Source organism: Telluribacter sp., from assembly GCF_035998675.1.
Classification (GTDB): domain Bacteria; phylum Bacteroidota; class Bacteroidia; order Cytophagales; family Spirosomataceae; genus Telluribacter.
In genome coordinates this window covers 54,901-78,796 of record NZ_DASYHI010000021.1, presented here as the reverse complement: position 1 = coordinate 78,796, position 23,896 = coordinate 54,901, and the positions used below count along the sequence as shown (strand labels likewise).

General features: G+C 49.3%; 19 protein-coding genes. 6 read left to right on the top strand and 13 right to left on the bottom strand.

Features of this window, described 5'->3' with window-relative positions:
- Positions 1 to 15 precede the first annotated feature (15 nt).
- From VGN67_RS19125 to VGN67_RS19110, 4 genes are all read left to right on the top strand, one after another.
- A complete protein-coding gene (locus tag VGN67_RS19125; protein ID WP_327488494.1) occupies positions 16 to 969 on the top strand; it encodes a transketolase family protein in 954 nt (317 codons plus the stop codon).
- A 123-nt stretch (positions 970 to 1,092) separates the two neighbouring features.
- Positions 1,093 to 1,635, top strand: a complete 543-nt coding sequence (locus VGN67_RS19120) for an RNA polymerase sigma factor (protein WP_327488493.1) — start codon at positions 1,093 to 1,095, stop codon at positions 1,633 to 1,635.
- A 56-nt stretch (positions 1,636 to 1,691) separates the two neighbouring features.
- Positions 1,692 to 2,135: a hypothetical protein gene (locus VGN67_RS19115; protein ID WP_327488492.1), complete on the top strand. Its 444-nt coding sequence runs from the start codon at positions 1,692 to 1,694 to the stop codon at positions 2,133 to 2,135.
- Between the two features lie 25 nt (positions 2,136 to 2,160).
- Positions 2,161 to 2,637, top strand: a complete 477-nt coding sequence (locus VGN67_RS19110; protein ID WP_327488491.1) for a hypothetical protein — start codon at positions 2,161 to 2,163, stop codon at positions 2,635 to 2,637.
- A 20-nt stretch (positions 2,638 to 2,657) separates the two neighbouring features.
- Here the strand turns inward: VGN67_RS19110 and VGN67_RS19105 are convergent, their stop codons facing one another.
- Positions 2,658 to 3,287 carry a hypothetical protein gene (locus VGN67_RS19105; RefSeq protein WP_327488490.1) on the bottom strand — a complete coding sequence of 210 codons (630 nt, stop codon included), beginning with the start codon at positions 3,285 to 3,287 and terminating at the stop codon, positions 2,658 to 2,660.
- 193 nt (positions 3,288 to 3,480) lie between these two features.
- On the opposite strand from VGN67_RS19105, the gene VGN67_RS19100 reads away from it, so the two are divergent.
- A complete protein-coding gene (locus VGN67_RS19100; protein WP_327488489.1) occupies positions 3,481 to 6,882 on the top strand; it encodes a methylmalonyl-CoA mutase family protein in 3,402 nt (1,133 codons plus the stop codon).
- Between the two features lie 85 nt (positions 6,883 to 6,967).
- On the opposite strand, the gene VGN67_RS19095 is transcribed toward VGN67_RS19100, so the two are convergent.
- The 5 genes from VGN67_RS19095 to VGN67_RS19075 all read right to left on the bottom strand — a co-directional run bounded on the left by VGN67_RS19095 (position 6,968) and on the right by VGN67_RS19075 (position 12,040).
- Positions 6,968 to 8,545 carry a SulP family inorganic anion transporter gene (locus VGN67_RS19095; protein ID WP_327488488.1) on the bottom strand — a complete coding sequence of 526 codons (1,578 nt, stop codon included), beginning with the start codon at positions 8,543 to 8,545 and terminating at the stop codon, positions 6,968 to 6,970.
- A gap of 37 nt (positions 8,546 to 8,582) precedes the next feature.
- Positions 8,583 to 9,230, bottom strand: coding sequence for a carbonate dehydratase (gene can / locus VGN67_RS19090; protein ID WP_327488487.1), 648 nt, complete (start codon positions 9,228 to 9,230; stop codon positions 8,583 to 8,585).
- A 207-nt stretch (positions 9,231 to 9,437) separates the two neighbouring features.
- Positions 9,438 to 9,734, bottom strand: a complete 297-nt coding sequence (locus VGN67_RS19085) for a hypothetical protein (RefSeq protein WP_327488486.1) — start codon at positions 9,732 to 9,734, stop codon at positions 9,438 to 9,440.
- Positions 9,735 to 10,218: 484 nt separating this feature from the next.
- On the bottom strand, positions 10,219 to 11,343 hold the full coding sequence (hisB, locus tag VGN67_RS19080; protein ID WP_327488485.1) for a bifunctional histidinol-phosphatase/imidazoleglycerol-phosphate dehydratase HisB: 1,125 nt from the start codon (positions 11,341 to 11,343) through the stop codon (positions 10,219 to 10,221).
- A 346-nt stretch (positions 11,344 to 11,689) separates the two neighbouring features.
- Positions 11,690 to 12,040, bottom strand: coding sequence for a TfoX/Sxy family protein (locus VGN67_RS19075; RefSeq protein WP_327488484.1), 351 nt, complete (start codon positions 12,038 to 12,040; stop codon positions 11,690 to 11,692).
- 687 nt (positions 12,041 to 12,727) lie between these two features.
- Between VGN67_RS19075 and VGN67_RS19070 the strand changes: the two genes are divergently transcribed.
- Positions 12,728 to 14,119: an SBBP repeat-containing protein gene (locus VGN67_RS19070; RefSeq protein WP_327488483.1), complete on the top strand. Its 1,392-nt coding sequence runs from the start codon at positions 12,728 to 12,730 to the stop codon at positions 14,117 to 14,119.
- A gap of 73 nt (positions 14,120 to 14,192) precedes the next feature.
- Here the strand turns inward: VGN67_RS19070 and VGN67_RS19065 are convergent, their stop codons facing one another.
- From VGN67_RS19065 to VGN67_RS19035, 7 genes are all read right to left on the bottom strand, one after another.
- Positions 14,193 to 14,669 (bottom strand): GyrI-like domain-containing protein, encoded by a 477-nt coding sequence (locus VGN67_RS19065; RefSeq protein ID WP_327488482.1) that lies wholly within the window; start codon positions 14,667 to 14,669, stop codon positions 14,193 to 14,195.
- 355 nt (positions 14,670 to 15,024) lie between these two features.
- Complete coding sequence (locus VGN67_RS19060) at positions 15,025 to 18,420, bottom strand: amidohydrolase family protein (RefSeq protein ID WP_327488481.1); 3,396 nt, start codon at positions 18,418 to 18,420, stop codon at positions 15,025 to 15,027.
- 151 nt (positions 18,421 to 18,571) lie between these two features.
- Complete coding sequence (locus tag VGN67_RS19055) at positions 18,572 to 19,069, bottom strand: GNAT family N-acetyltransferase (RefSeq protein WP_327488480.1); 498 nt, start codon at positions 19,067 to 19,069, stop codon at positions 18,572 to 18,574.
- A gap of 14 nt (positions 19,070 to 19,083) precedes the next feature.
- Positions 19,084 to 20,298: a bifunctional alpha/beta hydrolase/OsmC family protein gene (locus VGN67_RS19050; RefSeq protein WP_327488479.1), complete on the bottom strand. Its 1,215-nt coding sequence runs from the start codon at positions 20,296 to 20,298 to the stop codon at positions 19,084 to 19,086.
- A gap of 268 nt (positions 20,299 to 20,566) precedes the next feature.
- Entirely contained in the window at positions 20,567 to 21,484 is a 918-nt protein-coding gene (locus VGN67_RS19045; protein WP_327488478.1) for a mechanosensitive ion channel, read from the bottom strand.
- 135 nt (positions 21,485 to 21,619) lie between these two features.
- Positions 21,620 to 23,119, bottom strand: a complete 1,500-nt coding sequence (locus VGN67_RS19040) for an Eco57I restriction-modification methylase domain-containing protein (RefSeq protein WP_327488477.1) — start codon at positions 23,117 to 23,119, stop codon at positions 21,620 to 21,622.
- Between the two features lie 48 nt (positions 23,120 to 23,167).
- Positions 23,168 to 23,824 carry a hypothetical protein gene (locus VGN67_RS19035; protein WP_327488476.1) on the bottom strand — a complete coding sequence of 219 codons (657 nt, stop codon included), beginning with the start codon at positions 23,822 to 23,824 and terminating at the stop codon, positions 23,168 to 23,170.
- Positions 23,825 to 23,896 lie beyond the last annotated feature (72 nt).

Here is a 23,896-nt window from a genome sequence, read left to right as displayed (position 1 = left end):
AATACTATACTCCCAATGAAAAAATATACATTTACCGAGAAAAAAGACACCCGTTCGGGTTTTGGGGCCGGTATGCAGCAGCTGGGTCAGCAAAATCCTGATGTTGTGGCCCTGTGTGCTGACCTGGTTGGCTCACTGAAATTAGATGCCTTCATTAAGGAAAATCCGGAGCGGTTTATCCAGTGCGGTATCTCCGAGGCCAACATGATTGGCGTATCGGCCGGCCTTACTATCGGCGGAAAAATCCCCTATGCCACTACCTTTGCCAACTTCGCCACGGGCCGGGTTTACGACCAGATTCGTCAGAGCGTAGCCTACTCGAATAAAAACGTAAAGATTTGCGCTTCCCACGCCGGCCTTACGCTGGGTGAAGACGGAGCTACTCACCAGATACTGGAAGACCTGGGGATGATGAAAATGTTGCCGGGCATGACGGTCATAAATCCTTGTGATTTTAACCAGACCAAGGCAGCCACCATCGCTATCGCCGAACACGACGGACCGGTATACCTGCGGTTCGGCCGGCCGGTAGTACCTATCTTTACCGATCCCGACCAGAAGTTTGAAATTGGCAAGGCCTGGATGGTAAGTGAAGGTACCGACGTGAGCATATTCGCGACCGGGCACCTGGTATGGGAAGCCATACAGGCGGGTGAACAACTGGAAGCCGAGGGCATCAGCGCCGAAATCATTAATATTCATACAATTAAACCTTTGGACGAAGAGGCTATTATACAATCAGTTGGCAAGACCGGCTGCGCCGTTTCGGCCGAGGAGCATAACCGCCTTGGGGGCCTGGGCGACAGTATAGCGCAGGTACTGATTAAGAATAAACTGGTACCCCAGGAATACGTAGCCGTTGACGACAGCTTTGGCGAAAGTGGTTCCCCGGCTCAGCTGATGGAAAAATACGGCTTGACTGCCGAAGATATCGTAGCTGCCGCCAAAAGGGCTATCTCAAGAAAGTAAAAGCACAGGTAAGTGGTGAAGGCGATAGGGGCAGGCGCAGTTTTTGTATTGGGTCCAAATTAGCGAATACCGTTTTCACCACTTATTTTTACTTTCAACTGAATAGTTCAGCTTGCCGATTGCATGTCCGACGAAGAGTTATTAGAATTATATAGAAATCCGGAGACACGCCGAAACGCGTTTAATATGTTGGTGCGCAAGTACCAGCAAAAAGTGTATTGGCTGGTCAGGAAAATGGTGGTGGACCACGACGACGCCAATGATATTACGCAGGAAGTATTCATAAAAGCCTGGACCGCCCTCGAAAATTTTCGGGGTGATGCCAAACTCTACACCTGGCTGTACCGTATTGCCAGCAACGAATCCATTAATTTTCTCAATAAAAAGCGCCGTCGCTTCTTTGTACCTATTAATGACGTCGAAGGCGAGCTGAGCGACAAGCTGGAAGCCGACCCGGGCATAAGTGGCGATGAGGTACAGTTAAAATTGCAGAAAGCCCTCCTTAAGTTACCCGAGAAGCAGCGACTGGTGTTTAACCTGAAGTACTACGAAGACCTGCCTTACGAAGAAATTTCCCTGATAACAGGTACCTCGGTGGGGGCCTTGAAAGCTTCCTACCACTGGGCAGTTAAAAAAATAGAAGACTTTTTAAACGACACCGATTAAACCTTTGGGGAACTTATTATGTCTTACCTGCAAAGGATTGAAACTATAATAAAGTCATGAAAGACAAACGCATACGACTCGATGATCTGGAACGGAATGTGCCATTCACTGTACCGGAAGGGTACTTTGAACGACTACCTTCGGATATCCAGGCCCGTATACCGGTACAGCCGGAGCGTGCCCGTCCGCTTATCAGCTGGTCGTGGCAGCGTTCGGTGGTGCTGGCCGGGGCGCTCAGCCTGATCATGGTTCTGGTGTGGGTGACTTACCCCGAAACCCAGGGCCCATTGGGGCAGGAGCCGCTCAGTCAGATAAGCGACGAAGCCATAATCGAGTACCTCGGGCAGCAGGATATCAGCTACTATGACCTGAGCGAGCACCAGGTAGTACAGGGGGCCTTTGCTACCGACTCCACTATTCTGAATTACCTCGACGGGCTGGATGAAGAAGTTATTCGTCAGCAGTTGATTGATACGGCTCCGGTTCTAGATGCAATTTAAAATACTACCTTATAAACGATAAAAAATGAAACCATTTCGCCTAAATACGCGCTGCGGCCGACTCATCCTGATTGGGTTGGTATCGCTACTTTCGGCTACGGCTTCCTGGGCCCAGCGCCCTCCGCGGGAGGAGATGCAACGTATTCAGGATGCCAAAACCGCCATTATCACCAACCGGCTGAACCTGACTTCGGAGCAGTCTACGGAGTTTTGGCCGGTTTATAATGAATACTCACAGAGACGCCGGGATATACACCGTCAGCAGCGTAAAATTATTGTGGAAAAAAGGCAGGCCGGTACTACCAATGACGAAGTACTGGCCAACCTGAAAGAGGTACAGGAACTCAAACAGAAAGAACTGGATCTGGAAAAAGAGTACCAGTCGCGGTTCCTGAAAGTCCTGTCGGCTAATCAGCTGGCGGAACTCTACAAAGCCGAACGTACCTTTAACGACATGCTCTTACAGCGACTGAAAAAGCATGACGACGGCCGGTCCAATTAGTAAAGTACCTACCCGGGTCTCTACCAGTCTACCTTGGTAGGTACCGAAACGGTTCTTTGCTGCAGGCTCCGCATCAACTCCGGTAACCGGTAGTTTAATTTATAAAAATCTAGGGAATCAACGACAATACGCTGCGGCAGTGTTGTCGTTTCCTGCTTTAGAATGGGTATCAATAACTCGTGCTGGACCGCCGCCTGGTTGTCAGCATTGGTAGTCAGGCACAAGGCGTGCATACATTGTATATCCTCCTTGTCATTGCGCCCCACAAACATAAGCATATTCATAGCAATGGGAGTTACCTCGTTCTGCATGTTTATGCTAATGTGCAGGGTAGCGTTCAGCAGGTAGTTGGCAACCCCGGAATAAATATTTTTCAGGGACCTGATTATGACCTTACCGTCGGGCTGAATAGTCAGAATATCTTTGTAAACCACGTTTTTGGTGGCATCGAGGCGGTACCGTTCATACTTTCCTTTGAGATGCCTGATGTCCTTTTTTTCTTCAATGGAGTAGTCAAACGATTCACTGTCAATCAGGTCGTGAATGTCTCCGTAGGACGATACATCTGTCTCAAGGTTTTCCAGCAGGCTTCTTTGCCGGGCATTTTTCTTAAGAAGCTTAATTTTCGGATTGTCTCCAATCTTGCTCATAATTTTTCTTACTTTCAGGTAGAGGGAATTTTTTCAGTGGGTTCTTGTACAAATAGCAAAAAACGTGCATAAAACGTTTTTAGACAAAACTTTACTAAACCTAAGTATTCAGGTTCAGGTTCTTACCAATAAATGTAAAAATAAATTTTCGGGTTAGCCAGTACCTCACCCTATTCAACGTAATTTTAAAAGTATGAACCCTTCCCCAGCTATAACCTATACCCCCACCCACCCTATACGCATTGTAACGGCGGGAAGTCTCTTTGACGGGCACGATGCCGCCATTAACATCATGCGGCGCCTCATGCAGTCCTCCGGAGCCGAGGTAATTCACCTGGGCCACAACCGCTCGGTGCTCGAAATTGTTGAAACCGCTATTCAGGAAGATGTACAGGGTATTGCGGTCACCAGCTACCAGGGAGGGCACGTGGAGTTTTTTAAGTACATGTATGACCTGCTACAGGAGCGGGGGGCCGGATACATCCGGTTGTTTGGCGGCGGCGGCGGTACCATTCTGCCCTTCGAAATCGAAGAACTCCACGCCTACGGTATCACCCGCATTTATTCACCCGACGATGGCCGCCGGATGGGGCTACAGGGTATGATCAATGACCTCATTCAGCAATGTGATTTCCCGACGCGCCTCTGGGAACTGAACGGACAGCTTAAAAAACTACCCCAAACCCGGGATGCCAAACTCATAGCCCGCCTTATTTCCGAAGCCGAAAACGAGTCCCAACGGTTCCACCAGATTACCTCCGGGCTGCTGGCCGAAGCGCAGGTACCCGTAATTGGGATTACGGGTACGGGTGGTGCCGGTAAGTCATCCCTGGTTGATGAGCTCATCCGCCGTTTCCTCATGGATTTTCAGGATAAAACCGTAGCCATTATCTCGGTGGACCCCACCAAACGCCGGTCCGGAGGGGCCTTACTGGGCGATAGAATCCGGATGAACTCGCTCAACCCCGAGCTGCACGGGGGGCGGGTGTACATGCGGTCCCTGGCTACCCGGGGTGGCAACCGGAGTCTCAGCCGCCACGTCCGTGACGCCATTGACGTGTGTCGGCTGGCGCATTTTGATTTAATTCTGCTGGAATCGTCGGGGATCGGGCAGTCAGATACCGAAATAACCGACTATGCCGACCTGTGCCTTTATGTAATGACGGCCGAGTACGGGGCTGCTACCCAGCTGGAAAAGATAGATATGCTGGATTTTGCCGATTTGATTGCCATCAACAAATTTGATAAACGGGGCTCACTGGATGCCCTGCGTGATGTCCGCAAACAATACCGGCGCAACCATAATCTTTGGGAGGCGGAGGAGGAATCCTTACCTGTGTATGGTACCATTGCCGCCCAATTTAACGACAGCGGCATGCATGCCCTGTACGTAAAACTAATGGAGCTGATTGCCCAAAAAACCGAGCAGGAAAGCTGGCAGCAGGGTACAGTGTTTGGAAAGAATAGCAGCTCTCTGATTACCTCTGCCCAGGCTTCAATCATAGCGCCGGAGCGCGTAAGGTACCTGGCCGAAATTGTTGAAAATGCCCGTACCTACCAGCAATTCGTAGAAGAACAGGTTACCCTGGCCCGTCAGTTGTATCAGCTGGATGGCGTTTTGAAATTGGTGGAAGGAACCGGGGAGTCAGGTACTATTGACGAACTTAAAGGGATTCAGACGGAGCTGGAAAGTCGGTTGCACCACGAAACCAAGAAATTACTGCACGACTGGCCCGACATAGTGAACACATATAAGCAGGACAAGTACCAGTACCAGGTCAGGGGCAAAATTTTTGAGCAGGATTTGTACGTGGAGACCTTGTCAAAGTTGAAAGTACCCAAGGTGGCTTTGCCGCGCTACCAGGACTGGGGTGACCTGCTGCGTTGGCTGCTGACCGAAAACCTGCCGGGCGAGTTTCCGTACACTGCGGGGGTATTCCCCCTAAAGCGGGCCTCCGAAGACCCAACCCGGATGTTTGCCGGCGAAGGTGGCGCCGAACGTACCAACCGGCGTTTCCATTATGTATCGCAGGGGATGCCCGCCAAGCGCCTTTCCACGGCTTTCGATTCGGTGACGCTATACGGTGAAGACCCCGACCCGCGGCCGGATATTTACGGGAAAGTGGGCAACTCCGGCGTGAGTATCTGCACCCTCGACGACGCCAAGAAACTTTATAGTGGCTTCAACCTCTGTGACCCTGGTACCTCGGTGTCCATGACTATAAACGGTCCCGCGCCCATGTTGCTGGGTTTCTTTCTGAATGCCGCCATTGACCAGCAGTGTGAGTTGTACATCAACGAACGGGGCGGCAGGGAGCAGGGAATAAAAGAAGGTTGGTTACAACCATTTGAAACCCCCGAATCAGCTAGGTACCGGGGTACCATACCCGAAGGTAACAACAGCCTGGGGCTGCTGCTGCTGGGCACCACCGGCGACAAGGTACTTTCCGCCGAGGTGTACGAAAAAATAAAGGCTGATACGTTGCGGCAGGTGCGGGGTACGGTGCAGGCCGACATTTTAAAGGAAGATCAGGCCCAGAATACCTGTATATTCTCTACGGAGTTTGCCCTCCGGATGATGGGTGACATTCAGGAGTACTTTATCCGGAATTCGGTCCGAAACTTCTATTCGGTGTCCATTTCGGGTTACCACATCGCCGAGGCGGGGGCTAATCCTATCTCCCAGCTGGCCTTTACGCTGTCCAATGGGTTTACCTTTGTGGAGTACTACCTGTCGAGGGGGATGCCTATCGACGATTTTGCCCCCAATCTTTCCTTCTTTTTCTCCAACGGAATGGACCCGGAATATACCGTCCTCGGGCGGGTAGCGCGGCGGATCTGGGCCAAAGCCATGAAGCATAAGTACAAGGGCAATGACCGCAGTCAGAAACTCAAATACCATATCCAGACGTCCGGCCGCAGCCTGCACGCGCAGGAAATCGCTTTTAACGATATTCGTACTACCCTACAGGCCCTCCTGGCTGTTTATGATAACTGTAATTCGCTCCATACCAATGCCTACGACGAAGCCATTACCACTCCAACCGAAGAAAGCGTAAGGCGGGCCATGGCCATTCAGTTGATTATTAATAAAGAGTTTGGTTTGACTAAAAATGAAAATCCGTTGCAGGGCTCATTCGTAGTGGAGGAACTAACCGACCTGGTGGAGGAGGCTGTTTACCAGGAGTTCCTGAGTCTAAATGAACGGGGTGGGGTACTTGGAGCGATGGAGCGGATGTACCAGCGCGGCAAGATTCAGGATGAGTCAATGTACTACGAAATGCAGAAGCACATCGGTACTTTGCCTCTGATAGGTGTTAATACGTTTCTGGACCCGGAAGGCTCTCCCACGATTACACCCCGGGAAGTAATTCGGGCATCGGAGGAAGAAAAGCAGTATGCGGTAGCCTCACGAAAAGCTTTTCAGGAAAAAAACCGGGAGGAGGCCCAGCGTAAGCTGAAAGAGTTGCAGCAGGCCGCCCTTTCCAATGGGAACCTGTTTGAAAGCCTGATGCAGGCAACCAGGGTATGTTCTCTGGGGCAGTTATCAGCGGCGCTATACCAGGTCGGCGGACAATACCGCCGGAATATGTAGAGCAGCGTAACTAATGGCAAAGAAGAAGCCCCGGCTAAGTACTACTACTTTTGCCGGGGCTTTTTCAAATAGATTGAAATTATTCTTAATGGGCACCTACACTGTTTACGTCCGGAATGCCCCGGGTTTCTACCGTGATATTCTTCATCGGGGCCGTATGCTCCTTGAAGTTCTGAATTATTTCCAGAACATCGTAATCAATGTGGACCGATTTTGTACCATCAATGATAATGGAAGCTCCATCAGGAAGCCGCTCCAGAGTATGGTTGATACTACCTTTGTTAAGGAAAGTTACTTCTTCCGACAGCAGCAAATGAATCACCTCGGCACCATTCTTGGACTCTTTGTTGTAATGGTACGAGTGCTCGTAATTCTTTCTAAGAATAAAGTAAATAGCCACTACCATCCCGATTGCGATACCCCGCAGCAGGTCGGTCATCAGAATAGCCACCACTGTCACCACAAAAGGAATGAATTGATTCCAGCCCAGCCTGTACATACCCTGGTAAAGCGAAAACTTGGAAAGCTTATAACCTACCACAAGTAATATCGCTGCCAGGGAAGCAAGGGGAATGTAATTAAGGAGATTTGGAATAAAAATAGCTGAAAGTAGCAGAATAGTACCATGTATGATGGTAGCTGCCTTGGTCTTACCACCCGAACCAATATTGGCCGAGCTTCGTACAATCACCTGAGTAATAGGTAAACCTCCGATCAGACCGGATACAATGTTGCCAACACCTTGTGCTTTCAGCTCCCGGTTGGTTGGTGTAGTTCTTTTGTAAGGATCCAGCTTGTCGGTAGCTTCCACGCACAGCAGAGTTTCAATGCTTGCCACTATAGCAAGTGTGAAAGCCACTATATATACTTCCGGATTAGACAGTGCGGAAAAATTGGGAAACTTGAAAAAGCTAAAAAACTCACTAGGACCACCCGCTACCGGTAGCTGAACCATATGTTCTCCTGTAAGGGCCAGGTCCGGAAAGTTATTTATAAACAGCAATTCAATTAGAATTCCCAGTAATACAACAAACAGAGCTCCGGGTACAAACCTAAATAGCTGAATTCGTTTCATGAACGGCTGTTCGAACACGATCAGAAGTGCCAGCGATATGGCTGAAATAATGATAGCTCCTGTGCTGCTAAACCGGAAGGCATAGTAGATCTCCGTAAATGTATTATGACCATCGAGCTGTTTAAAGTTCTCGTCCCCAACGAAATCTTTGTCATAGCCAAGAGCATGGGGTATTTCTTTTAGAATCAGTGTGATACCTATTGCTGCAAGCATACCCTTGATTACAGATGACGGGAAATAGTAGCCAAAGACACCAGCCTTTAAGAAACCGGCAACCAATTGGATGATTCCAGCAAGAAAAACCGCCGCAAGAAAAGACTCGAAACTTCCCAGCGATTCGATTGCGTTAACTACAATTACTACCAGTCCGGCTGCCGGACCAGATACTCCCAGGGGTGAGCCACTTAAAAAACCTACTACTATACCACCTATTACTCCGGCAATAATTCCGGAAAACAACAAATCAGGGCGCCCGGTTGAAGCAAGGGCAATGCCCAAACACAGCGGCAAAGCAACCAGGTAGACCACCAGACCGGCGGGTAAATCTGATTTGATATTTGAAAAGAAGCCTTTATTACTTTCTAACATAATGCTAGTTTTTTTACAATTATTTATTTTAAGGTACTTATTCAAGGACCCCGGTGTCGAATTTATACACGTTGTCTAATTCATTATTATCGCCTACGGTTACGCTCAGGTCTTTCAGGTACCCATTGGCGATGTCATACACCAAACCGTGCAATTGCAGGAACTGGCCCCTGGCCCAGGCATTCTGAACGATTGAGGTTTTGGAAAGGTCATATACCTGCTCATGTACGTTCAGCTCAACCAGTCTGTTCGTTTTTTCTTTCGTATCCCCGATAGTATCCAGTTCTTCCTTGTGCAGGCGGTACACATCCTTGATGTGGCGCAGCCAGTTATCAATCAGGCCTACCTGTTTGTTGCCGAGCGCGGCGGCTACACCACCGCATCCGTAGTGGCCGCAAACTATGATATGTCTTACCCCCAGTACATTGACCGAGTAGTCAAGTACACTGAGCATGTTCATATCGGTATGTACCACCATATTCGCGATGTTACGGTGTACAAATATGTCACCGGGTAGGGTGCCGGTAATTTCATTGGCGGGTACCCGGCTATCCGAACAGCCAATCCACAGGAACTGAGGACTTTGTCCTTTGGCCAGGGTAGCGAAGAATTCAGGGTTTTGGCGATTCATTTCCTCTACCCACTTCTTATTTTGCTCAAAAAGGTTTGCGTAGGCTAAAGCCATTGCTAAATAAGGTTACTTGTGAAGTTTTTTTATCAAAAAGTAAACGGAAGTGCTGGTTACGGACAACCTGTGTAATTGTTAGGTATGGGTGGAATAACCGGGAAATCAGTGAGAAGTACCTGCCCACTATTTTCTGCCTGTTCACTACTTTACAAGAATCCCACAGAGGTACTTCTTGTTTATCAGCACATAAAAATGAAAGAGAGACTAAACCTGTTCCGGGGGAGGAGAGAACTGGTTGGCATGCAAAGAGGTAATTAATTTTGAATTAAAATAGTAGGCAATAGGAATGGGAGCAGACGTATAGTTTTTTTGGAGGAGTATATCATAATTAAAAAAATGCTTGTCAAAATAGCTTCCTTCCTTTACTTCCTCTTTCTCATTTTCGCATTCGCCCGAACACTCAATAACCGTTTCTTCACCGACAAAAAAAGTATCCACCACACCAGTTGTTTTACCGATGAAATAGATAGTCGCCAAAAGGAAGAAAAGTTTTTTAAACAAGGCTAAAAGCGGTTAAACGACGTATTCAAATATACGTAATTAGTTTTGTAATGTACTATTCAGTCCCGGTGACTTCCAATAAAAACCCCTAAAACAGAAGTAAAGTTTGCTCTTCCGTCGACCGGATTGATAAAAACCTCCCGCGGGCTAAGGAAATAGTAGAACTCAGAAAGGTTTCTTTCCAGACCTGCCTTAGAACTGACTCCCGCTACCAAAAGAGCCAAAGTACCAGGAACTAACTCTTTTTCGTCGGGGAAAAATAAAAAAAGGGCCAGGAAAGTGGCCCTTTATCGAAAAATTTTTACCGCTTGTAGCCTCTTTCGTGGTTTTCGAGCCAACGGCCTACAACAAAGGCCGATCCCAGCAGGGTAATAAAGAACACCAAAGCAATTATCGTCATCAACATAACAAATTCGTTTTCCGGTAAAGAACTTCTGCAAAAATAAGAGGGAAATGCTTCTTTACGCAACTTCTTACCAAATTTTTATAATACACCTTTGGTTGAAGGAAGTACATCCAGGGCCTTAAGGTCACGCTGTACCGCCATTTTTATTGCTTTGGCAAACGCTTTAAATATGGACTCAATCTTATGGTGCTCGTTCTGCCCCTCTACTTTGATATTCAGATTGGATAACGAAGTGTCCGAAAAAGATTTAAAAAAGTGATGAAACATCTCCGTAGGCATTTCACCAATTCTTTCCCGGCGAAACTCCGCGTCCCACACCAGCCAGGGGCGACCCGAAAAATCGATGGCTACCTGAGCCAGGGCTTCATCCATGGGCAGCAGGAAACCATACCGGCTGATGCCCCGCTTGTCACCCAACGCCTGACGGTAGGCTTCACCCAGGGCCAGGGCGGTGTCTTCAATGGTATGGTGTTCATCAATGTGCAGGTCGCCTTCTACCCGGATGGTCAGGTCCGCGCCCGAATGGCGGGCCAGTTGGTCGAGCATATGGTCAAAAAATCCCAGACCGGTATGGATGTCGGACCGGCCGCTTCCGTCCAGGTTCAGGCTGATTTTTATTTGGGTTTCTTTGGTGTTCCGCTCCACCGAGGCCGTCCGTGAGGGTAGTTTCAGGTGTTCATAAATCAGGTCCCAGTCGTCGGTAACCAGGGTAGTCGCCTTATGCTGCGCTTCGTTCAGCCCCTCGGTAGGTACTTTGGGGGCAATAAGAATGGCCTTCGCCCCCAGATTCACCGCCAGTTGTACATCCGTATAGCGGTCGCCAATTACATAGCTGTTGGACAGGTCGTATTCGTCGCCAAAGTACTTTGCCAGCAAGGCAGTACCGGGCTTGCGGGTAGGGGCGTTTTCGTGGGGAAAAGAGCGGTCGATAAGTACCTCCGAAAACTGGATATTTTCTCCTGCCAGGGTCCGCATCATCTTGTTATGGGCGGGCCAGAAGGTATCTTCCGGAAAGGAGCCGGTACCCAGACCATCCTGGTTAGTGACCATCACCAGCTCGTAATCGGTTTCTTCGGCAATCTGCCGGAGGTTGGAAATAGCTTTGGGCAAAAATTCCAGTTTCTCGAGGGAGTCAACCTGAAAATCGGTAGGAGGTTCGACGATGATAGTACCGTCGCGGTCAATAAATAATACTTTTTTCATGAATGGTAAGCCGGTCAATGGGAGACGCCTTTGCATCTGTACCGCAAAGTTGGGGAATGATTGGTGAAAAGTGAAAAGTAAGTGCGCTTTATTGATAAATGGTAGGGAAAATTGGAGTGTGGGGATGCGTATAAATTATTCGTCTGGGTTTTCAAAGTACCTTCCAGAGATTGATTCCTTAGGTATTCCTATCGGCTCCCCCACGCTATCACCCTCCCTATGACCCATGTGGCCCTAAAGGGAGAGAAGGTGCAGTGGGCGGAGGAATAGAAGAAGGTAGTGGACTATTTTTAGTCCACTACCAAGGCTCCTAACCTTTGACCGGTGGGGACACTGGCTGGGGCGCTTAGGTGTTGTCCTTTTTTACTTTTGAACTCCTGGCTTTACTGTTGTAGTCAAGGGCCATTTTTATCCAATATTCTAATTCCGTTCTGGATCGTATAGCTTCCGGGTCAACAAAGACCCATCCCTTCATGGGTCGACCCGTGAAATCCATAGGTCGGCAGCCATTCTTTTCCAATACCTCTTTGTACAAGTCAGGATCAATCCGGCACAATAGGTCATCTTTTATTACTCCCACACACATTTTATCCTTGTACATAAAGGCAAGCCCACCCATCATTTCTTTTTCTTCAACATCAGTCAGTGGGACTAATTGCTCACGTACTCTTTCTGCAAGGGTCTGGTTGTAAGGCATAGGTATCTGTTGGTAATTATTCTGAATTTAAGAATTAATAATTTAATTTCAAGTACTGCATTGGCAAATGCCAATTGATCGGCAGAAGGTTTTCTTGTTCGGACAATTTCTGTTTTTGATTTTTAATTCTGGTAAAGAAGTCTACTACTGCCATACTTGCTCTTTGATAAGTAATTCACTGAATGTAAAAGTATCATACTGTTCTTAGGCCAGCGTCCGCACCGGCACGTATAAACTAGAGAGTTACTACCAGCACATTTTTTAGTATGACAATTCACCCATCAGTTCCACTAACTAGTAGCTCAGGCTTTGTCCAATAGAGCAACATTATTAGCTAAGTCTACCACTTCTGCTATAACAATGACTACCAGCTAAAAGAAGAACACGTATAATAAAGTACCGTTAAATAAATTTATTATATAAGTATTGATTGCCAAAGTAATATTCACCTTATTTACAACTTCTTAGCTAAGCACCCCCTCTTATAAGTTTGGTAAGCAGTTTGCCTACCCAATGCCCTCGCCCTCCCTTAATTCTCTGGCCCAGTTCGGCAGAGAACTGATTTGGTGTATAGGTTATCTGGCTGAAAATGTGCCCAGCTATTCTTATTCTGAATTTCCATTTTGAATAATGAATTACCCGAATATCGACCGGAACACTCAACTTTTCACTTAAATATACTGTATCATGAAAAACGCGGCTATTCTACTATCCGCATTACTCGTGGCCCTACTGTCGGGCTGTCGAGATCATAGTCTGGAACCTCATAATGAGGATATCATGGCCTGGCAGGCAGGAGGCCAGGGATTTGATCAGGGCGAATTTGTGGGTACTGATCAGCACGGCAACGTTTACGTTGCCGGGTACTTCACTCAGTCCGCCACCTTTAGCTCTAAATCCCTCACCTCCCCAGCTGGAGGTGTTACTATTTTCATTGCCAAGTACAATCCTGCCGGCGAAATCCAGTGGGTCCAGCGGCCCACTGCCACCAATTCATCCAGTATTGGAGGTATGGCGGTTGACGCCAACGGTAACGTGTACATCACCGGGAGTTTCCGGGGCAGAATCACCTTTGGTACTGTAATTCTTAATTCAAGGGGAGGGGCCGATTTGTACATACTCAAACTTAACAGCAATGGTGAAGCGCAGTGGGGCCGAAACGAAGGAGGTAGTACAGATTCCCCTGATATAAGTGAAAATGGTACTGGCATTGCGGTGGATGAGGCCGGAAATATATACGTGACGGGGTACTATTTTGGCTCTACTACGCTTGGGCCCACTACTCTTATTTCCAGTGGTGGCAGTGACGTTTTTGTAATGAAGTGCAACAGCAATGGCGATGTGCAGTGGGCTCAGAAAGCAGGGGGTATAGGTGGTGACGAGGGTGGCGACATAGCCGTAGATAAAAATGGTACTATTTATATAACGGGGTTCTATAGTTTTACTGCTTCCTTCGGCAGTATTACACTTCCCGAAATAGGAGTAAGTGGTGACCCTACTATTTTTATTGCTAAGTACAGCAGCACCGGTGAGATTCTGTGGGCTCAGCGTGGCGAATATGGATCTGGTGTTGGTATCGCAGTTGATGCGAATGGAAATGCCTATGTTACTGGTTCACTCAAGATAGGTCGTTTCGATAGTTATATATATTTTGCCAAGTACAATACGAATGGAGAAAACCAGTGGTCCAAGATAATAGGAAGTATTGGTATAAATAATGGTGGAAAAGATATAGCCCTAGATAAAGCTGGAAATGTATATCTGACAGGTTTTAGTTCAGCTTCCCAACTGGCTTTCTCTCACTATCCTTTTCCGCCATCAGGAGAACCTGGTACTGCTATTAGAGTGGTTCACTATGGTTCAGATGATGTTTTTGTAGGAAAATTTGATAGTAATGGAAATCTAATCTGGGCCCGATCTGGCGGAGGGACCGGTACAGATGTAGGCAATGGTATTGCAGTAGACGAATCGGGAAACCTATATGTTACCGGAAGTTTTAATGGTACAGCTACCTTTGGAACTACTACCCTTACAACCATGGGTGGCAGAGATATTTTTGTAGCCCGATATAGGCAGTAATATGATCCCGGCAGCTATTTGAACCATAGCTGCTGGGTTATTTTTATCGGGGCGAGCGGGCTAGCTGAGGCTACTACCCCAGTTTTATAGGTACCCAAATATCCTCTTCCGAGTCAGGATCTCCGTTCTTGTACTTCTGCCCCAGTACTTCAAAATGGGGCCGGTTGTCTAACAGGTACTCAGAGGCTGGCAGCCAGGTAGTGTAGATGTACTGGTAAATGCTGGTGTCGATGCTTAGGCCTTTGTAGTGAAAAATGGCATACAGACCTGGCGGGAGTGTAAAAGTTTCCATCTCCACAGGGACAACTTTGAAGTCAGTTACCTCTACGGCAGCCCATTTTTCAAATTCCTTGGCCGGATTAAATTCCCGGAAGTACCCTGGCTCATATACCTGCATAGAATACAGTTCTGAACCTACGCTGTTTTGAATTTCCTTTCGCCGGGGCAGGAAGCTCTTCCAAAGTTCACCGGTACGGTTTCCCGTCAGAGACATTCGTACTCTTTTGCCTACCAGTTTCTTTTCGGCTAAGGTTTCAATGCTGGGTTCCATGCTTAATGTTGTCTTTTTGGAAGTACCTATCAAATAAAAAATATTTTGGTTAAGTAGTCGCGTCGCAGACGCTATGAGATTACGCCCCGATTATAAATCAGGGCGAGCGGGAGGGAAAGGCATAGTAGGCAGAAAAAACTAACTGCAAAAATTCGGCTCATGGTAGGTGGTTGAGGAGGGTAGCTTTTATTTTGGCTAAAATAAGAATCAATATCCAATTTGGATATTGTACTTTTCAAAAATCATCTAGGCAGGTTTGACTAACCGTTTTTTGAAGAATGCTAAAAATTGTTTGATAATGAAAGAAGGGCCAGCCTCACAGCCAGCCCTTCTTTCAAAACAATAAAAAACTTATTTAACGCAGCCCCGGCAAGGTACCAGGCTGCTTGGCTTTCCACTCGGTGTTGTCGAGGGGCTGCTTGCGTGGGTACACCTCATCAAGCGACTCTCCTTCGTAGAGGCGGCCGTTCTTCATCACAAATTTGATACTGTTGGTATTCCGGATGTTTTCCAGCGGATTTTTATCCATAATAACCAGGTCGGCCAGTTTACCACTTTCAATGGAACCCAGGTCCTTGTCCAGGCCAAGGGCCGTAGCTCCGGTGATGGTAGCCACCTTGAGGGCGTCGTGGTTCTTCATACCACCTGATTGTATTGACCACAATTCCCAGTGGTACCCCAGGCCCTGTAGCTGACCATGGCTACCAACGCCTGAGAGTCCGCCGGCTTCCACCAGTTTCTTCATGGATTCGGCGTGCTTGCTGAATACGTGCTCTTCGTCCATAAACCAGGCCGACCGCCGCCGCGATTTCTCCGCCAGTTCTTCGTAGGGCGTAAAACGCTTCAGTTTGGCATCGTTGTACGGCTTTTCGGTAGCGTAGTAGTAGTTTTCGGCCCACGGGCCACCGTACGACACCAGCAGGGTAGGCGTTACGGCCATTTTAGCGTCGGCGATGGTCTTGATTACGTCGTTGTAGAGCGGATAAATAGGAATAGCATGTTCGTGGCCGGGGTACCCGTCCAGCAACTGCGTCATGTTCAGTTTAAAGTCCAGACCGCCCTCGGTCGTTGGCATCAGCTTTTGCTCCTTCGCCGCCATAATCACCCACTGACGGTGCTGACGGTTACCCACCAGGTACATCTTTATAGTCTTGGTATTATAGTACTTGCTGTACTGCTGAAGCACTTTTTTGGTATGGTCGAGGTCTTTGAGATTGTACATCCAGAAACCTACCCCCGGGCCAGTCGAGTACACGCGGGGACCCACAATACGGCCGGATTCTACCAGGTCGCTGTAGGTAAGTACATCGGTGGTGGCAGTTTGGGGGTCGCGGGTAGTGGTTACGCCGTAGGCCAGATTCGCCGCGTAAATCCACACCTGATTTTTGTGTAGTCCCCAGTTAGGCCACATGTGGGCGTGGGTATCGACCAGCCCCGGCACAATGGTTTTACCGGCCACGTCAATGACCGTGGCTCCCTGCGGTACTGACAAACTACCACTGGTACCAACGGCTTTGATACGATTGTCCTGAATCAGTATATCACCGTTTTCAATGACCTCATCGCCTTTCATAGTAATAATCCGGGCTCCTTTCAGCAGGGCGGTGCCGGTCGGCTGGTCTTTCGGGAATTTGACCGCAACTTCGTATTCCTGCGCTATGTAATGCGGGTCCTTTTCTTCTTCCTTTACCTTTTCGGCTTTGGCGGCGGTATCTTTGGGGGCCCTGGCTTTCTCGCGCAGCGCAATTTTCAGGCTATCATCGTAGGCACCGGCTTTGTTCAGGTCATACACGAAGAAGTTACGGCCCAGGGAATAAAACACCTGTTTTCCGTTAGCGGTCCAGGCCGGAAACTCGCCCCCCAGTTCAGTGATTTTCCGGGCCGGGAAAGCTGAATTTTTGGGGTCTGACACGGAGATCGTTGGCGTTTTACCGGCTTTGGGTACATTCACCACGTACAACTCGTTGGTGATTTTGGCCAGAACATTATTGCCTTCCGGCGCCATCAGAATAACCGAGGGGGTACTTGGTTTGGTCGTTTCAGCAGCATCGTTCAGGTGGTCGGGCAGCATGCAGTGGGTACCTTCCTGAAATGAAGTACCAAAGGTAGTAACCCCCGTCAATTTCAGGTGCGTCTTCTCGTCGGTACCATCCCAGCGGATAGATACCAGTCCTTCGTCACTGTTCAGGTAGATGCGGTCTTCGTGGCGGGTAAAATGCGGATTGCTCCGGCCAAAGGCTTTTTCAATAATGGTAACATCCCCTCCGTTAGCGGGTATCCAGGCCAGATCTTCCGTGTCGCCGGCGGCAGCGGGGGAAACCGAGTTCTTATAGTTTTCGGAGCTGCCCCGCATGAAAACAATTCGGTCCTGCTTGTAAGCCCAGGCCGGATTGGTATAAACCGCAGGTACTTTGGTCAGTCGCTGGGGCGCGGTGGCTTTACCCGTTACAATCACTTTATACAAATGGCCACCGGCCTCACTACTCCAGGTAGTAAATACCACCGCGTTGCCATCGGGTGACCACACGGGCTGGGCTTCCGTAAAATCAAAACCGGTCAATCGCCGGGGTGTACCTTTGGGCAGGTCCATCACGTATAGACGGTTCAGAGCGGTGAAGGCCAGTTTCTTTCCATCGGGTGAAGGTACCCCGTCCCGGATTTGGGTAGCTACCAGCTCTTTTACGTCTTCAATGGGGTACTTAAACGATAACTGGGGTCCCAGTTCCAGCTTGACATCTGCCTGAAAGGGAATCTCGGTGGCGGTGCCTCCCGCAACGGGGATGCGGTAAATCTTGCCGCCGTACGAGGCCAGAACAGCCTGGTTGTCGGGAGTAAAACTCATGGCGGGCAGTACGCCCATGGTGGCAATGGATTCCTGTTCGTCGCGCTGAACGGGATAGGCCAGCCAGCGTTCGTCGCCGGTATGGAGGTCACGGATCATGAGGCCCGTTTTGTCTTCAAAGCGGGTACCATACACCAGCCATTTGCCATCACGGGACAGGGTAGGGGTAAAGGCCGAGCCGTAGCGCGAGGTAATGGTCCGCATTTTACCGTTTTCGCGGTCATACACGCCAATCTGGTACTGAGGGAGCTGGGCGTTGTAATTCCAGCCACCGGTGCGCTCGGAGTAGTAGATGTACCGACCGTCCGGACTCACCACCGGGTCAATTGTCTTAAGTTTTTCGGGCTTTTCAATCATTTCTATTCCGGAGCCACCGTTGCGGTGAAAGAGGTAGAGCTTGATATTGCGCCGACCCCGCGCCCCTACAATATATTCCCCGTCGGGCGTCCAGGCGGCGGCAAAAAAGCTTTGGTCTTTGTCTTTGGTAACCTGCACCGTGTCCTGCTTTACCAGGTCAATCCACCACAGGTTTTCGGCTCCGCTCTTGTCCGACGTAAACAGGATTTTCTTCCCGTCGGGACTGAAGCGGGGGTGGGTATCGAAGGACATCCCGGAGGTGACCCGGGTTGCTTTTCCACCTCCAATCGGTAGGGTATAAATGTCACCTAACAGGTCAAAGGCAATGGTTTTTCCGTCCGGACTCACATCCAGCGACATCCAGGTACCTTCGCGGGAGGTGAATTCAAGGGTACGTTCGGCTTTGAGGGGAAGCGGGGCTTCTTTGGCTTTGGGTTTGGCCACCGAATCGGCTTTGGTCGAGTCGGTCCGGGCGGGACCGGGCAACAACGGGGCCGCATGGCTAAGTGCCGGGCTTACCGCCAGAAAGCCAGCCAGTAATAGTCTGTACATGGTAGTTTGTTAAATGAATAAGAGAGGGAATTGAGTCCGGAAACGTGTGGACAAAAGGTTTATCCACTGAGGAGCAAATATACTCTTTGCCTGACGAACAAAGCAATAGGGCAGATTTGCATCTGAAAATCAAATTTGAAAAAAGTAAAAACTACTTCACCAGGAACCGGCAAACCGTGGTGCGGCGGGTACCGGTGGGGCGAATAAGCGGGTCATAAAAGGTAGCAATTTCCTGAAAGCCGGTTTTTTCCAGGAGCCGTCGCGAGTAGGGGTTTTCCTCGTGTCTTTTCGCGTAGATATGCTTTACAGGTACTTGTGCCAGGGCATTAAGTACTTCCTGCATCAGCTGTACCCCAATACCCTTTCCTACGTAAGTACTATGCACCACTCCTTCGGCTACGTACCCATGTACCTCCGCCGGGTTTGTTTCGTACTCAGGGTAAAAAATTCCGGTTTGAAAGGTCATTAGGCCAACTATTTCTCCGTCGGACAGGGCCACAAAGCCCCGAACCGAGCCGTCGGTTAGGGCGGTCAGATGCGCTTTTACCCCATCCTCCGGCAGGTAGTTCCACTCGTTGGTACCGTGGTTGAATACAAGGCTTTCCAGGGCAGGAATATCGGCGGCAGAGGCGGGCCTCAATTGAATCATGGAAGGCAATGTAGTTACTCTTTTAGGCTAGATTTTATGACAATTTTGTTGTGCAGGGTTTTGTGTACGGGGCATTTATTGGCTATTTCCAGCAGGCGGGCCCTTTGCTTTTCGTCCAGGTTCCCCACCAGCTCTATCTCCCGCGTAAACTGGTCAATCTTCTGCGTTTTATTAACTTCCGTATGGGCTGAGTCCTTGGCGTGTACTTTGTCGTAGTCCAAATGTACGAATACTTCCTGAAGGTCCCATTTCTGGCGGGCCGCGTACATTTTCAGGGTTATGGCGGTACAAGCCCCCAAACCGGCCGACAGCAATTCGTAAGGGGTTGGTCCCAGGTCATTACCCCCCAGACTTTCGGGTTCGTCGGCCAGTAGCGTATGCTGCCGCGCCTGGATTTGGGTCGTATAGTTATCCTCGGCAATATGGGCCACTACCTCGGCATCGGAGGTGGTACGCTCCCTGGGGAGCTGGTCAACGTACCGGCGGGCCCAGCTGCTCAGTACATCTCCCATATAGTGTGAGTCCTCCTCGTTGGTGAGGAGGTGGTCGGCCTTGTCCAGCGACAGGAAGCTTTTGGGGTGGCGGGCGGCTTTATAGATTTGGGCGGCGTTTCGGATGTTCACGATTTTGTCCTGCGGAGAGTGGGCAATCAGCAACGGTTTCCGCATTTCCCTGACAATAGTGGACAAGTCTTTCTGTTCGAGCGCATCAATGAAATGCTTTTTGATGGTAAAAGGCCGCCCCCCAATGGACACATCCGCGTAGCCTTCGGCTTCAATGGTACGTAGGTCATTCCGGAAAAGGTGGGTAATATGGGATATACTGGAAGGTGCCCCAATGGTAGCAATGGCCCGAATGGATTTCATCTGGGCACCGGCCACCATAGCGGCGGCACCCCCCAGCGAATGGCCTACCAGGAGTGAAGGGGCCTGGTAGTTCTTTTCCAGGTACTCGCCCACCACCAGCAGGTCCTCAATGTTGTGGGAGAAATTGGTGTCTGAAAAGTCTCCTCCGCTTTCGCCCAGCCCCGTAAAGTCAAACCTCACCACGGCAAAGTCACGGTTGGTCAGGGCCAGGCTAATATTCCGGACCGCGTGCAGGTCTTTGCTACAGGTAAAGCAGTGGGCAAATATGGCGAAGTTATGGGGTTGACGCCCGGCCGGAAGCTCAAGACGGGCCGACAGGGGTTCACCATCTTTATTCTTAATGGAAAGTTTTATAGACTTCATACGATACCCGGAAGGTTGGTTCAGTTCATACTATCAACCTCACCGGTACGGCATTGGTTATTTATTTTAAAAAATCCTAAGCTGTTCAATCAAAACAGGGCCGTGAATCTTAAATGGAAAGGTCTATTATTGATAGATGAATTAGTTTGTAAACTTTTGTCAGGCTGAGCGGAGTCGAAGCCCGGGCTTCGACTCCGCTCAGCCTGACAAACCTAATGGCATACTTTACAACTCTATTCACTTATCTATAAGTACTACCACGATTGGTTTATAAATCCTTGGTCTGTCCATCTTTATTGAATAAAGATACCGGGAAATCTTTTTCTTTACCATACAGCTTCAGTTCGCGGATATCGGCCGGCAGGCTGTAACCATTCTGTTCCAAACTTACTTTTACATTTCTGATTACTTCCCCCTTGGTGATGAGGGCCGCACGTCGGAAGTCCAGGGTTTCTACCCAAAAATAAACTTTCAGATTAACGGTGCTGGCAGCCAGTTCGTCCTCCGCCACAAAGTTTTCGTGTACATCATCATGGACAATATTCTGATGGGTATCCAGGATACGCTGAATGATTTCCTTAGCACCGCTGATATCATCTTCGTAGGCGATACCAACTACAAAGTCCCAGCGAAAAAAGCCATCTTCGGTGTAGTTGGTCACCGGGTCAGTGAGTACATCTGAATTGGGAATATACACATCCTGTCCGTTGAAGGTTTTTATGTGGGTGTATCTGAACTGCAAGGTCTTGACCTTTCCCATTATGTCCCCCACCTTAATGGTATCGTTAACATTGAATGGACGGTTAAATGCCAGAATGATACCGGCTATGAAATTCTCGCCAATATCCTTAAAGGCAAAACCAAGTACTACGGCAGAGGCTCCGGCAGTAGCCAGTATTCCACCGGCTATGCCACTCAGGCCGGCTGTGTGAAGGGCCAGCATACATACAATTACGACAAGGATAGCTTTGACGGCATTGCCCGTGAAGGTACTCATCAGAGGGTCTTCGGTTCGGGCCTGCATCCGGCGGCGGGTGAAGCGCCCAATGACTCCGGCAATCAATATACCCAGCGCCACAATCAGAACGGCCAGGCCGATGCGGGGAATAGCGGCTATGAGTGCATCCCAGTACTCATCCAGGGCAGCGTAGAATTTATCCCAGTTAGTTTCAATAGCTTCTTCCATCGTCAAATACTGCTAAGTGTGGTTATACCCTTTTTAAAGCAGCTGTAGTGGCAAAAGGTTTAACTTTTATCCCTGCAACGGCTATCCGGATATTGTTTTTGACGGATAGGAAAGAGTTTCTGATTTACGGATAGATTAGGGTAGGTGCAGTCGGGCCAGTTCGCGGTCGGGCACGATGAAGTTCTCCACAATTTTCTTGCTGTACCCTTTCCAGCCCCCCCGGAAATCGCGACCGGCCGTGGCAATATAGTCAGCCATGAGGGCTGAATTAAGTACCTGCGCCAATGCCGCGCCATCGCCCTCAAACTTGATAAAGTACCCCGAGTACACCGTACTGTCGGGCTGAGGGTACCAGATAAAGTTGGGCTCCCGGTTCATGGGGGAGAAAATAATCTTGGGCCCAAAGGCGGTTTCCAGGCTCTGTGAACGCCCAAAGGCATACCAGGCCACCGTGTTGGGCTTTCCGTTGTCGCGCCGGTCCAGGGTGTCGCGGTTGTCGAGCAGGTACTGGTAGGCCTGGGGATAGTATTGCCTAAGGTCAGCTTCCGGAATTATTTCCTGCTTTCCGCTGCCATCAGAATGGTACGGAAACAGGATGTACTCCCGAATTGGCTCCTCACTGTTTTTCAGCCTCGACGCTTTTACTATTGGTTTAAGAATCTTTTTTTCAATGGTAAATCTATCCCCTTTTTTATTGACTGCCGTGACCAGTTTACCATCGGGATTCTCCACCTTGAGCAGGTACACGCTGTCGCTCAGTGTGGTCAATCCGACCGAAATCCGGCACAGATCGCCCAGCCGGGTACCTTTAATTTTTTCCCTGGGTACTACGGAAAGCTGCCATAAATCGTGCTGCTTCAGCTCTTCAAAGGGGAGTACCCGACTCTGGTATTCAAAGGCTGACGTACTGCATTCGTACCGAAAATGGGGCTGACTTGACCTACCAAAAATGGTGATGGCCGCGTAGGTACCTGCATTTTCAAATACCCTCACCGAGCCGAAATTGGTAATCAGGCTCAGGTTTTGCTCCTGCTGAAAGTACTGACGCAACGAACGTGCGGTTTCGGAGGTGAAGTAGGAGTTTGGCGTAATAAAACCACAGGTACCCTGTTCCGACAGCAGCCGCGACGCCAGTTCAAAAAAGGCGACGTAGGCATCGGTGGAACCCGACCGGCAAAAGGTGTAGTGCGTCTGGAGGTAGGTACGCTGCGCGGCGGGTAAGTGCTGAATACGGATGTAGGGAGGATTCCCCACGATGATGTCAAACCGCTGGCTCCGGTAAAGTTGTTCAAAAGCGTTGAGTTGGTACAACTTCCAGTCCACGGTCAGTCCCAGGGGGACCACCAGTTTATCAAGGGCCTCCCGACATTGGGCCAGTGCTACCGCGTCAATATCCCAGCCATGAACCTGGTGCAGGTTTTCGGAAAGACAATCGGTTGGAGAGTACTTAATAATTCGTTCTACAACGGCCACCAGAAAACGTCCGTCGCCGCAGGCGGGGTCCAGAATTGTTTTTCCGGAAGCCGATGTATGGACGAATCCTGCTTCATCAAGTATTTTTTCGACTATGTGCGCGGGGGTATAAACCTGACCTAAAAGCTTTTTTTGTTTATAAGTGCGCACTAGGGAGGCCATAAGGTCAATAATTGGTCGGTAACTTGGTGTAAATAATCAATAAAAAACTTATTTGGCCTTCAATAGGTAGCAGCGGCGGTAGCCCGGCCACTGTTGAATAGAGCCGGTAAGGAGAGGTGAACTTATATCTCCAAACAGGATTTCGTAGGTGTCTTCCACGAAGCGAAACGTGCTTCCGTCAATGCGACGACGTTCGGTACCAGCCGGATACAGCGTACCTGCCTGCTGTTTTTCTACCTCCATTTTATCAATAAAACCCAGCAGCGACGCCACGGTACCCCGTTGCTCCGACTGATGGAATGAGATACAAAAGTAATGAGTTGTTCGTGATCCTGGCTTATGTAACTGCGAAGAAGGAATATTCAGGACGTAGTCGGCCCCCAAACGGCCCGTGCGCCGCTTCATCGATTTTATATCCAGACTCAAGGTACCACTTTCGGTGCGAAGTAGGAAATCCTGCCCCCAGTCCTGCCCGTTGACCGCCCCGAACGAACGCTGGGGGCGCGGCAGCTGGTACAAATCAGCGAACACCACCTCGCCCAGGCTACCCGTGTAGCGGAGCAGGCGGGTATGTACCTGTTTATCGGTTTGGGTATCCCAGATATTCGCCGTTCGGTGGTGGCGCAACGAATGCTCAACCAGTAGGCGGGCGCAGGCTTTTTGCTCTTCGGTTACCTGTACCTGTATATAAAATAAGTTCTTCACTACCCACAAAGTAAACGCACGGGGCCAATATTACAAGGACGGGAGTGATTTAGCAAGTCTGGTTTTTCCTGA